Raw genomic sequence first — 12388 nt, 5'->3', positions numbered from 1 at the left:
GTCCTCGCGGCCTCCGGGGTGTTCGCCGAGGGCGCGGCGCGCACGGCCGAGGAGGTGAGCACGGCCCTGCGCGCCACACCCCGCCACCGGCACATCGTGCGGCGCTGGCTGCACGCCCTGGCCGCGCGGGACCGGCTCGCCCACCAGGACGCGGACGACACCTACGCGGGGCTCGTCCCCGTCTCCGAGACCGAGGCGGAACACGGCTGGCGGACCGCCACCGAGCTGGAGCACGAGATCGGGTGGAGCACCGAACTGCTCATCGTCATGCGCACCTGCGCCGAGCGGCTGCCGGAGCTGGTCTCCGGGGAGGTGGGCATCCGGGAATTGCTCTTCCCCGGTGCCGCGACGGAGGCCGCGGACGCCGCCTACCGCGACAACCCTGCCATCCGGCACCTCAACCGTGCCGTGGTCGCAGCGGTGCGCGAGATCGCCGCGGGCCACACCGGAGAGGAGCGGCTGCGCGTGCTGGAGGTCGGCGGCGGTGTCGGCGGCACCACCGGCGAACTGGTACCCGTCCTCGCCGAGTACGGCGTCGACTACCTGTTCACCGACGCCTCGGCGTTCTTCCTGGGCGAGGCCCGCGAGCGCTTCGCCGACCACACCTGGGTCCGCCACCAGCGCTTCGACGTCGACGAGGACCCGCGCTCCCAGCACCTGCTGCCCAACACCTTCGACGTCGTGGTCTGCGCCAACACGCTGCACGCCGCCGCCGACGCCGACGCGGCCGTGGGCCGGCTGCGGGAGCTGCTCGTACCCGGCGGACAGCTCGTGTTCGTGGAGAACACCCGCGACGAGCACCTCCCGCTGCTGGTCTCCATGGAGTTCCTGGAGGTCGCCGGCCGCGCGTGGACCGACCTGCGCGAGCACATCGGCCAGTCCTTCCTCACCCACACCCAGTGGCGTGACCTCCTCGACGCACACGCCGCGTCCGAGGTCACCTCGCTGCCCGACGCCCAGGACGCCCTGGCGCTCACCGGCCAGGAGGTCTTCTTCGCCACGATGAAGGACGACCGGTACCACGTGCCCGTCGGCGAGCTGGCCCGCACGGCGGCCACCAGGCTCCCGGAGTACATGCTCCCCTCGGTGTGGCAGGTCGTCGACACCCTGCCTCGCACGGCCAACGGCAAGACCGACCGCGCGCGACTGCGGACCTGGCTGCCTCGGGAGAGCGCACCGGTCGTCGTGGACGAGCAGCCGATGGACGAGCTGGAGAACAGCCTGGCCGACCTGTGGACGGAACTCCTCGCGGTCGAACACGTCACCCGCGACGACGACTTCTTCGACCTCGGCGGCGACTCGCTCCTGGTGGCTCGGATGGTGGGTCGGCTCCGCGAACGCGTACCGCAGGCGGCGGACCTGGAGTGGGAGGTCGTCCTGCGCCACCTGCTGCGCCGCCCCACGGTCGCCGGTCTGGCCGGGTTCCTGCGCGGCCTGGCCGGTCCGCAGGCCGCGCCCGCGTCAGGTCCCGTGCGCACGGACCCCGTGATCCACCTGCACGGCGCCCGCTCGGACGACGAGCCGACGACCGTGCTGGTGCACGCGGGAACCGCGACGATCATGCCGTACCGTGCGTTGATCACCGAGATCAGGCGCCGCTCGCCCGGCCTCGCCGAGGTCGTCGGTGTGGAGGTCCCGGACCTGAACGGATTCCTCGCCGCCCCGCCGGAGGGACTCATCGAGCAGATGGCGGCCGACTACGCGCGGGCCCTGACGGCGAACGGGCGGAGCCGCTTCCATGTCGTCGGCTACTGCCTGGGCGGCCTGATCGCCACCGAGGTGGCCCGCAACCTGGCCGAGTCCGGGGCCGAGGTGGAGAGCCTCACCGTCATCAGCAGCCACAGCCCCCGCTTCCGGCTGGACGACGAACTGCTCGCCGAGTACTCCTTCGCCGTCATGATGGGCATCGACCCCGCCGAACTCGGCTTCCCTGCCGACCAGTACCGGGTGGCCGCGGCGGCCGACGCGGTCCTGGCCGCCGGCCCCGGCGTCCTGCGGGACGGCGGACTCGCCGCGCTGCCCGCGGAGTTCGAGGACGTCGCGAGCTGCTTCCGGCGACTCACCGACGTACCCCGCGCCACCCGCATCGCGCGGATGTGCGAGGCGGTGCCCGCCTCGGCCGGCAGCTACGAGCCCGACCACATGACGCGGCTCTTCCTCGCCTTCCGCCAGAGCGTCTTCGCCATCACCCGCTACGACGCCGAACCCTACGCGGGTGACATCACCTTCCTGCGGCACGACGGCGCCTACCCCTTCCCCGGCAGCAAGGACGCCGTCACCACCTACTGGGCGGAACTCACCCTGGGCGACCTGGACATCGTCGACATCGGCGGCGACCACTACAGCTGCCTGGCCGTCGAGCACGCGCCCGGCATCCTCAAAACGCTCGGTGAACTGACCCAGGGGGCGATCACCCGATGACCGGGAACACGACGGCGGGGAACAAGCCTCTGATCGGGGTCCTGGGGGCCTCCGGGGCGGTCGGCCGGGCCGCCGTACGCGAACTGCGCGCGCTCGGCCACACCGGGCTCCGCTTGGGCGGCCGGACCGCATCGGCGCTCTGCGCGGTCGCCGAGGAGGACCCCATCGGCCATGACGAGACCGTCCGGGCGGACGCCACCGCACCGGACGGCCTGCGCGCCTTCACCGAGGGATGCGACATCGTCCTCAACTGCGTCGGCCCCACCTACCTGCTCCGCGCCACGGTGGCCTCGGCGGCACTCGCCGCCGGCGCGCACTGCGTCGACGTGGCCGGGGACGACCCGGCCGCCGAGGACCTCCTGGGGGAGGGTGATCCGGCCCGCGACGGCCGCACCGTGGTCCTGTCGGCGGGAGCCCTGCCCGGCCTGTCCAGCCTCCTGCCCCGCTGGCTGGCCGGGCAGGGCCTGGACAGCGTCTCCGCGCTGACCGCGCACTGCGGCGGCCTGGAGACCTGTTCGACGACGGCGGCACGCGACCTCATGCTCTCCCTCACCTCCGGAGGGGCGGACGGCGCGGCCTACGGCGAGGCGCTGGCGGCCGTCCGCGGCGGCCGGCGCGTCCCGCGCGCCCTGCGCACCGCCGAGGACACCGAACGCGACGGTTTCCCCGGCCGGGTGGCCGTGCAGCCCTATCTCAGCGGTGAGAGCGAACGCCTCGCCGGCGTCCTGGGCCTCGACCGGCTCGACTGGTACAACGTCCACCCCGGTCCGCAGGTACGCGCGCTGCTCAATCTCCTGCCGGGAAGCCTCGCCGCCGGAGACGATCCGGCGGAGCTGGCGGACCGGCTGATCCTCGCCGCCGACCTCGACCTGGCCGGACGCAAGCCCTACTACGTCATGGACTTCACGCTGTCGGGCACCGCGTCCGGGCAGCCGGCGACGGCGGGACTGACGCTGCGCGCGGCCAGCAGCTACCGGCTCACCGCGGCCGTGGGCGCGCTGGCGGTGGACGCCGTGCTCCGGGCCGAGGTCCCGGCCGGCGTGCACTTCGCCTGCGATGTGCTGGACCCCGACACCGTGGTGCGGCACCTGCGGTCCCAAGGAGCCGCGGAGCTACGGCTCACCGGAGCGGCGGCCGGCGCCGAACAGGTGGAAGAAGGCGTGCTGTGAGCGCTTCGACGCCTTTCCGGGTGCTGGTCTGCGGCACCAACTTCGGCCGTTTCTACGCCGAGGCGGCACGCCGGCGCCCCGGATACGCTCTGGCCGGCGTACTGAGCCGGGGTTCGGCCGCGTCCCGGGCGTACGCCCGGAGCCTCGGCGTCCCTTACTACACGGCCCCTGCCGACCTCCCGGCCGACATCGACGCTGCCTGTGTGGCGGTGAGTTCCTCCATATCGGGCGGTGAGGGCACCGAACTGGCCAAGGCGCTCATGGGCCGGGGCATCCATGTCCTCCAGGAACACCCCGTCCATCTCACCGAGTTGACGGACAACCTCAGGCACGCCCGCCGCCGGGGTGTGCAGTACCGCCTCAACACCCACTACCCGCACGTCGCTCCGGTCCGCGCCTTCATCGAGGCGGCCCGTCGGCTCGTCGCCCAACAGCGACCGCTCTTCGTGGACGCCGCCGCCCCGGTCCACCTGATGCACCCCTTGGTGGACATCCTCGGACAGGCGATGGGCACCCTGCGGCCCTGGCGGTTCGCGGACCCGGCGCCGCTGCCCGCCGAGATCGGGCCGCAGCCGTTCCGCTCCCTGCACGGCGTGTTCGCCGGCGTACCGCTCACCCTGCGGGTGCACCACCAGCTCGACCCGTCCGACCGGGACAACCACGCCCTCCACTGGCACCGGATCTCCCTCGGCACGGAAGGCGGAGTCCTCACCCTGGCCGACACCCACGGGCCCCTCCTGTGGAGTCCCCGTCTACACATCGGACGTGACGCCGGCCGGCGCTTCGTCCTGGACGGACCGGGCACCGGCCGCCTGGGGCTCGGCACCACGGCAGTCGTCGGAAACACGGGAACCTTCCGTACGGTCTTCTCCGACCTGTGGCCGGAGGCGATCGGCAGTGCCCTCGACGGGCTCCGCGAGGCCGTCGAACAGGGCGCCGACGCCCTCCGCTCGGGCCAGTACGAGCTGGCCGTATGCCGCATCTGGACCGACCTCGCGGCACGGCTCGGACCGCCCGAGATCGTCCGACCGGCCATCCCGCGGCCCCTTGCGGTCAGCGATGTCTTCCCCGCTCCGGAACAGTCCCGCACCGACACGAACAGGCCCGGCGCCGACCGGCCCCCGGCCGGTGAGCGCCCCGGCACCGGACACCCCCGTTCGGACGCGCGCCCCGGCAGCAAGCCCGGCCCGGTCCGGGGCCGGACGGTCACCGCCTCCGGTCCGGTCACGCCCGGCTCTGTGGGCACCGCGCCCGAACCGACTCCGCCCGGCACCGTGGACACCTCGCCCTACACGCCGTCGGCGGAGTTCTTCGACCTTGTCGCCGCCGAGCACACCGCGACCGCGAGCGCGCCCGCGATCGCCGCGCTCCTCGCCGACGCCGACCTGAGCACCGGACCGGTCGTCGACATCGGCGCCGGCACCGGCCTGGTGACCGAGGCCGTCGCCCGGGCCCGGCCGGACGCCGAGATCCTCGCCTGCGAACCGGCGGTCGGCATGCGCGCCGTGCTCACCAGCCGGGTCTTCAGCGACCCGGACCTGCGCTCCCGGGTCACCGTCACCGCGGACGCCGCTCCCGACCTGGACCTCCCGGACCAGGTCAGCGTCGTCCTGCTCTGCGGGGTCCTGGGCCATCTCGACGCCGACGGGCGAGCCCGGCTGTGGCGGCGGCTGGCCCGGCGGCTGGCCCCCGGCGGGCTCGTGGTCGTCGAACTCATGCAGTTCGAGGAGCCGTTGACCATCCCCGAGACCAGGCTCGCCACCGCCACCGCCGGACGACACCGCTACGAGTGGTCGTTCGCCGGAGCACCGGACGAGACGGAGGACGGCGTGATGCGCCTGCACTCCACCTGGCGCGTCTACCGGGATGCCGCCAAGGAGGCGGAGCGCGAGGTGCACGACTCCTACCGCTGGGCGCCCTTCGGACTGAAGGACGTGGTGGCCGAGTCCGGCATGACCGCACGCGCCCTGCCCACCCGCCCCGGAGCACCCCCGCTGGCCGTACTCACCCGGGCACCGGACGGGTCGAACACGGCGAATGAACCGAACCTGCCGAACACGCGGACCGCGCCGGAGGACCCGGATCAACCGAAGGGGCGGACCACACCGGAGGGCCCGGACCAACCGAAGGCGCGGACCGCACCCGACGGCCCGGACACCTCGCGCACCATCGCCCCCCTTGTCTCTTCCTCCACCGCCAGCTGAGGACCACCCATGACAACCCCCGTATCCCCGACGGCGTCCGACACGGCCGACGAGCCCGCCACCGATGCCGCACCGGAGCCCGCCGCCCCGCCCCGGGACTTCCCGATCCGGCGCGGCTGCCCCTTCGCCGCCCCCGCGGAGTACGACGCGATGCGCACCGAGGACCCGGTCGCCCGCGTCACCCTGCCGACCAAGCGGGAAGCCTGGGTGGTGACCCGCTACGACGACGTACGCGAACTGCTCTCCGACCCGCGCGTCAGCGCCGACATCCGTCGCCCCAACTTCCCCGCTCTCGGCGAGGGTGAGCAGGAGGCCGGGGCCAGGTTCCGGCCCTTCATCCGCACCGACGCCCCGGAGCACACCCGGTACCGGCGGATGCTCCTGCCGGTGTTCACGGTGCGCCGGGTCCGCGCGATGCGGCCCGCCGTACAAGCACGCGTGGACGAGATCCTGGACGGCATACTGGCCACCGGCGGCCCGGTGGACTTCGTCTCCGCCTACGCCAACGCCGTCTCCACCTCGGTGATCTGCGAACTGCTCGGCATCCCCCGGCAGAACCTGGAGTTCTTCCGGGACGTCACCCGGATCTCCGGCTCCCGGCGCAGCACCGCCCAACAGGTCTCCGAAGCCCTCGGTGGCCTCTTCGGCCTGCTCGCCGAGCTGGTCGCCGAGCGGCGGGAGGAGCCCGGCGACGACCTGATCTCCAAGCTCGTCACCGACCAGCTGATCACCGGCACCGTGACGATGGACCAGCTGCTGTCCACCCTCGGCATCACGATCAACGCCGGCCGTGAGACCACCACCAGCATGATCGCCCTGAGCACCCTGCTCCTCCTGGACAAGCCGGAGCTGATGGAGCAACTGCGCCGCGACGCCTCCCTGATGCCCGCCGCCGTCGACGAACTCCTGCGTGTCCTGTCCGTCGCCGACTCCATACCGCTGCGTGTCGCGGCCGAGGACATCGAGCTGTCCGGCCGGACCGTCCCCGCCGACGACGGTGTCATCGCCCTCCTCGCCGGGGCCAACCACGACCCCGAGCAGTTCGACGACCCGGAGCGGGTCGACTTCCACCGCACGGACAACCACCACGTCGCGTTCGGCTACGGCGTACACCAGTGCATCGGACAGCACCTGGCGCGGCTGGAGCTGGAGGTCGCCCTGGAGACGCTCATCCGCCGCGTCCCCACGCTCCGCCTCGCGGGCGACCGGGACCAGGTCGCCTTCAAACACGACTCGGCCACCTTCGGCCTCGAAGAACTCATGGTGACCTGGTGAACGCCTCCTTCTCGGCGAACGTCTCCGCCCGCGCCGCGCGCGCCGACAGCCCGTGGATCCGGCGGTGGAACGAGGGGGCCGCGTCCCGGCTCACGCTGATCTGCCTGCCGCACGCCGGCGGCAGCGCGGGCTTCTACCGCCCCTGGGCGGCGCTGATGCCCCCCGAGGTCGAGCTCATCGGCATCCAGTACCCGGGCCGCGAGGACCGCTTCGATGACCCGGCAAGCGCCGGCATGGGCGAGCTGGTGACCGCGGTGGCGGACGCCGTCCTGCCCCTGCTCGACCGGCCGTACGCCCTCTTCGGGCACAGCATGGGCTCCGCCGTGGCCTGGGAACTGGCCCACGAGTTGGACCGCCGCGGTGCCCCTGGCCCGCGCCGGTTCTTCGCATCGGGCCGGGCCGCGCCCGGCACGGCGGTGACCGGGCAACTGCACCGCCAGGACGACGACGTACTGTGCGCGGAACTGGGTCGGCTGGGCGGCACCAGCCGTGAGGTCCTCGACGATCCCGGGCTGCGCTCCCTGGTCCTCACGGCCGTGCGCCACGACTACCGGATCATCGAGACCCACCGGCCGGAGGACCGGCCGCCGCTGGCCTGTCCGATCCACGTGCTGACCGGCAGCGCCGATCCGGAACTCGGCGAGGAGCGCTGCCGCGACCGGGCCGGCGGCTGGGCGGACCTCACCGCCGCCCGTACCGAGGTGCGCGTCTTCCCCGGCGACCACTTCTATCTCACCCCGCGTCGCCGCGAGGTGGTCGCCGCCGTCCTGCGCAGGATGGATCCCTCGCTGACCACGGGCGGCCGACGCACATGGCCGAGCACCCCGTGAGCCCCCACCTCCCGGCCGCCCACAACCGGCCCGCCATGTCCGTCCCTTCGGCCACCCCTGCCTGGAGAATGTCGTGATCGACTACTACTCGACCTCGGCCGAGTTCTACGAGCTGGTCGCCACCCGGCACACTGCCAGCAGCGGTCCGCCGCTCACCCGCGTCCTCGCGGGACTGGACGTGTCGCACGGCCCCGTCCTGGAGATCGGCGCGGGCACCGGACGCGTGACCGAGGTCATCGCCTCCGCGCTGCCCGAGGCGGAGATCCTCGCGGCCGAGCCGTCCGCCACCATGCGCGCGATGCTCACCTCCCGGGTCGCCCGCGACCCGGACCTGCGGCGCCGGGTGACGGTGGTCGACGGCGCCGCCCAGGACCTCGTGCTGCCCGAACGGCTCTCCGCCGTCGTCATCTTCGGCGTGGCCGGCCATCTCACCGTCCCCGAACGCGTGGTGCTGTGGAAGCGGCTCGCGGCCCGCCTGCCGGACGGTGCGCCCATCGTCGTGGAACTCATGGGGGTCTCCGCACCCCGCGTCATCCCACCGGTGATGTCCCTGAGGGAGACCATCGGACGCCAGACGTACGAGTGGTGGATCGGCGGTGAACCCACCGAGGGCGACGCCATGCGGTTCACCACCACCTGGAAGGTCCTGCGCGAGGGCCGCACCGTGCGCGAGGTCGCCGACAGCTACGACTGGCACACCTTCGACGTCGCCCGGCTGGCCCGCGAGGCCGGCATGACCAGCCGCCGCATCACCGAGGCGGGCGGCAGGCCCATCCCCGAAATCGGAGTACTCGTCAAGTGAAGTCACAACCGTCCGAGCCCGGCCCGGAGTCGGTGTCCCGAGACCCGGCTGCCCCCGGCGCGGGCACCGAGGCGCCCCCGCGCCCGCTCCGCACGCTGGCCGAGCCCGTCCAGGGCCGACTGGCCGTCGCCGTCGGCCTCCAGGCCGTCGCGGCCCTCGCCGGAGTGGTCCCCTTCATCGCCGTCTCCAAGATCGCCGACCGGCTCACCGGGAGGTCTCCTGCCGACGGTGACGCCCTGTGGCCGCTGGTCACGTCGGCCTGCGCGGCGGGCCTGTTCGCCCTGGTGTGCGGCACGGCGGCCGGCGCCCTCGCCCACCTCGCCGACAACGACCTCCAGCTCACCCTCCGCCGCCGCCTCGCCCGGCACATCGGGCGGCTGCCGCTCGGCCGGCTCACCGACCGGGGCAGCGGCGAGGTCAAGCAGGCGGTGCAGGACGACGTGAGCGCGCTGCACACACTGTTCGCCCACACGCTGCTCGACGTCGTCGCGGTCCTCACGGCCCCGGTGCTGGCACTGGCCTACCTGCTCACGGTCGACTGGCGTCTCGCCCTGGTCAGCGTGGTGCCCCTGCTGCTGGGCGTGTTCCTGTTCAGCCGGGCGATGTCGGGCGCGGCGGCACAGATGGCCGAGTTCGGTGCCGCGCTGGGCCGGATCTCCGCCGCCGCCGTGGAGTTCGCGGCCGGCATCGCCGTGTTCAAGAGCTTCGGGCGCGGGAGCAAGGCCCACGAGCGTTTCGTCCGCGCGACCGAGGGCTTCGCCGACTTCTTCTCCGGCTGGGTCCGGTCCACCCTGGTCAGCTCCACCGCCGCGATCCTGGTGGTCGCACCGGCCGTGGTCCTGCTGCTCCTGTCCGTGCCGGGCGCGGTGTTCGTCACCCAGGACTGGATGACCGGCGCCGAACTCGTCCCCTTCCTCCTGCTCGGCCCCGCCGTCGCCGCACCCATGGGCGTCGTGGGCCCCCGCATCCAGCAGATCCGGGCCGGCCAGGCCGCCGCCGTACGCATCACGGAACTCCTGCACACCCCCACACTCCCCGAACCCGCGAACCCCGCTCTGCCCGACGGCCACCACATCTCGCTGCGCGGGGTGTCCTTCTCCTACGACGGGCACACCGACGTCCTCAGCGATGTCGACCTCGACCTCGCCCCCGGCACGGTCACCGCGCTGGTCGGACCCTCCGGCTCGGGCAAGTCCACCCTGGCGTCGCTGCTGCCCCGCTTCCACGACGTCACGGCCGGCACGGTGACCCTCGGCGGCGCCGACCTGCGGCACATCCCCGCGACCGAGCTGTACCGCCGGGTCGGCTTCGTCCTCCAGGACGTACGGCTGCTGCGAGCGAGCGTCTCCGACAACATCCGCCTGGGCCGCCCCGACGCCACCGACGAGGAGGTCGAGCGGTGTGCCCGCGCCGCCCGGATCCACGACCGCGTCATGGCCCTGCCCGACGGCTACGCGACCGAACTCGGCACGGCCGTCACCCTGTCCGGCGGTGAGGCGCAACGCCTGTCCATCGCACGGGCGTTGCTCGCCGACGCCCCCGTCCTCGTGCTCGACGAGGCGACCGCGTACGCCGACCCGCACTCCGAGGCACTGATCCAGGACGCGTTGTCCGCTCTCGCGGCCGGCCGCACCCTGCTCGTCATCGCCCACCGGCTGTCGACCATCCGCTCCGCCGACCGGATCGTGGTGCTGGAGGACGGACGCGTCACCGAACAGGGCCGCCACGACGATCTGCTGGCCGCCCAGGGCCGTTACGCCACGCTGTGGCGGGCCCAGCGGGCCGCACAGCCGGACCGGACCGACGGCGTTCCCGGCCGACTGCCCGCCCCCGCGGCCGTGGACCGGGCGGCGGACGACATCCGAGAGGGAAGTGCACGATGATCCGTCAGCTCTACCGCGTCCTGGGGCCGGAGGGCTCCCGTCCGCTGAACCGGCTGCTCGTCCTCCAGTGCGGCGCGGCCGTCCTCCAAGGCGTCGCCTTCGCCCTGCTGGTGCCCGTCCTGCGAGCCCTGCTCGGCACGGATCCCGACGACGTGTGGCCCTGGCTGTCGGCGTTCGTCGTCTGCGTGCTCGCGTACGCCGTGCTCCAGGGCGCGGCCATCAGCGGCGGGTTCACGGTCGGTTCCCGGCTTTCTCGGGTGCTCCACCGCCGTATGGCGGACCAGGCCCTGCGCCTGCCCCTCGGCTGGTTCACCACCGGCCGTACGGCCGAGTTCAGCAGGCTGGCCGGACAGAACGTCATCCAGGTGATGAGCACACCGGCCCACCTGCTGCGCCCGTTCATCAGCTCCCTCCTCACCCCGGCGACGCTGGTGGTCGCCACTTTCTTCTTCGACGTCCGCACAGCCCTGGTACTGCTGGTCTGCGCGCCCGTGCTGTTCGCCGTCCAACTGGCGAGCACGGCGGTGATGCGCCGGCTCGACCTGGGGCGTGACGCCGCGATCGGCGAGTCGGCCGACCGGGTCCTGGAGTACGCGCGCAACCAGCCGGTGCTGCGGGCGTTCGGCCGGACCGCGGAGGGCTACGATGCCCTGGACGATGCCCTGGTGGCCGAGGCACGCGCGGACCGGCGGCTCATCGCACGGGGCCTGCCCGGACTGGTCTCCTTCTCGTTCGCCACCCGGCTCGTGTTCGCCCTGCTGCTCGCGCTGGGCGTGTCCTGGCAGCTCGACGGGTCGCTCACCGTGCCCACCCTGCTGGCGCTCCTGGTGCTGCTGGTCCGGCTGATCGACAGCGTGTCGTCCGCCGCGGAGGCAGGCGCGGGCATGCGCATCGCCCGCAACACCCTGGAACGCCTCGGCGCGGTCCTCGACGAACCGCCGTTCCCCCGGCCCGCCGAGCCCAGGACGCCCCGCGACGCGAGCGTGGAGTTCACCGGGGTCGGCTTCCGCTACGACGGCGGCTCGCTGGACGGGGCAGCCACACGCCCGGTCCTCCACGACGTGACCTTCCGCCTGCCCGAGCGCAGCATGACGGCGCTGGTCGGGCCCTCCGGCGCGGGCAAGACCACGGTGGCCGGGCTGCTCGCCCGCTTCCGGGACACCACCGAGGGCACCGTCCGTATCGGCGGCGTCGACGTCCGTGAGATCGCCGCCGACGAGCTGGCGGCCCACGTCTCCCTCGTGTTCCAGGACGTCTACCTCTTCGACGGCACGATCGAGGAGAACGTCCGTATCGCCGCCCCGGACGCGGGCCACGGCGAACTGGCCGAGGCCGCGGCCCTGGCCGGGCTCGACCGCGTGATCGAGGAACTGCCCGACGGGTGGGCCACGAAGGTGGGGGAGGGCGGCGCGCGACTGTCCGGCGGGCAGCGCCAGCGCGTGTCCATCGCCCGCGCCCTGCTCAAGGACGCCCCGATCCTCGTCCTCGACGAGGCCACCGCCGCCCTCGACCAGGAGAACGAGGCGCTGTTCGCCGAGACCGTGCGCACCCTGGCCGACCGCAAGACGCTCCTGGTCATCGCGCACCGGCTGAGCACCGTCGTGAGCGCCGACCAGATCCTCGTCCTGGAGGACGGCGAGATCACCGAACGGGGCACACACGATGAACTCGTCGCGGCCGGCGGCACGTACGCCTCCTTCTGGGAGCGGCGGGCCCGCGCCCACGGCTGGCGACTGGCGGCGGCACCGTCGTGACCCCTCACCCGGCACCCGCGATCAACCGGACCCAGCGGCAGAGAGAAGGC

8 protein-coding genes are annotated in these 12388 nt (G+C 73.3%); all 8 read left to right on the top strand.

Features of this window, described 5'->3' with window-relative positions:
• A partial coding sequence (locus tag ACWEKM_RS43775) for a methyltransferase (RefSeq protein WP_451626888.1) occupies positions 1–2421 on the top strand: 2421 nt, incomplete at its 5' end.
• Entirely contained in the window at positions 2418–3590 is a 1173-nt protein-coding gene (locus tag ACWEKM_RS43770; protein ID WP_451626887.1) for a saccharopine dehydrogenase NADP-binding domain-containing protein, read from the top strand. The genes ACWEKM_RS43775 and ACWEKM_RS43770, both read left to right, overlap by 4 nt.
• Positions 3587–5794, top strand: coding sequence for a Gfo/Idh/MocA family oxidoreductase (locus tag ACWEKM_RS43765; protein ID WP_451626886.1), 2208 nt, complete (start codon positions 3587–3589; stop codon positions 5792–5794). Before ACWEKM_RS43770 ends, ACWEKM_RS43765 begins: the two co-directional genes overlap by 4 nt.
• A 9-nt stretch (positions 5795–5803) precedes the next feature.
• Complete coding sequence (locus tag ACWEKM_RS43760) at positions 5804–7069, top strand: cytochrome P450 (RefSeq protein WP_451626885.1); 1266 nt, start codon at positions 5804–5806, stop codon at positions 7067–7069.
• Positions 7066–7899 carry a thioesterase II family protein gene (locus tag ACWEKM_RS43755; RefSeq protein ID WP_451626884.1) on the top strand — a complete coding sequence of 278 codons (834 nt, stop codon included), beginning with the start codon at positions 7066–7068 and terminating at the stop codon, positions 7897–7899. Before ACWEKM_RS43760 ends, ACWEKM_RS43755 begins: the two co-directional genes overlap by 4 nt.
• Positions 7900–7972: 73 nt before the next feature.
• Positions 7973–8701 (top strand): class I SAM-dependent methyltransferase, encoded by a 729-nt coding sequence (locus tag ACWEKM_RS43750; protein ID WP_451626883.1) that lies wholly within the window; start codon positions 7973–7975, stop codon positions 8699–8701.
• A complete protein-coding gene (locus tag ACWEKM_RS43745) occupies positions 8698–10584 on the top strand; it encodes an ABC transporter ATP-binding protein (protein ID WP_451626882.1) in 1887 nt (628 codons plus the stop codon). Before ACWEKM_RS43750 ends, ACWEKM_RS43745 begins: the two co-directional genes overlap by 4 nt.
• Positions 10581–12338: an ABC transporter ATP-binding protein gene (locus tag ACWEKM_RS43740; protein ID WP_451626881.1), complete on the top strand. Its 1758-nt coding sequence runs from the start codon at positions 10581–10583 to the stop codon at positions 12336–12338. The genes ACWEKM_RS43745 and ACWEKM_RS43740 overlap by 4 nt, the downstream gene beginning before the upstream one ends.
• Positions 12339–12388 lie beyond the last annotated feature (50 nt).

It is taken from the genome of Streptomyces sp. NPDC004752 (genome assembly GCF_053601275.1).
Note: the sequence above shows the minus strand (reverse complement) of the source record. Positions and strands in the feature narration are given on the sequence as shown.

Bases quoted from the DNA above. Each gene is read 5' to 3' on its own strand.
- ACWEKM_RS43770 (WP_451626887.1), top strand. From the start codon at position 2,418: ATGACCGGGAACACGACGGCGGGGAACAAGCCTCTGATCGGGGTCCTG.
- ACWEKM_RS43760 (WP_451626885.1), top strand. From the start codon at position 5,804: ATGACAACCCCCGTATCCCCGACGGCGTCCGACACGGCCGACGAGCCC.
- ACWEKM_RS43740 (WP_451626881.1), top strand. From the start codon at position 10,581: ATGATCCGTCAGCTCTACCGCGTCCTGGGGCCGGAGGGCTCCCGTCCG.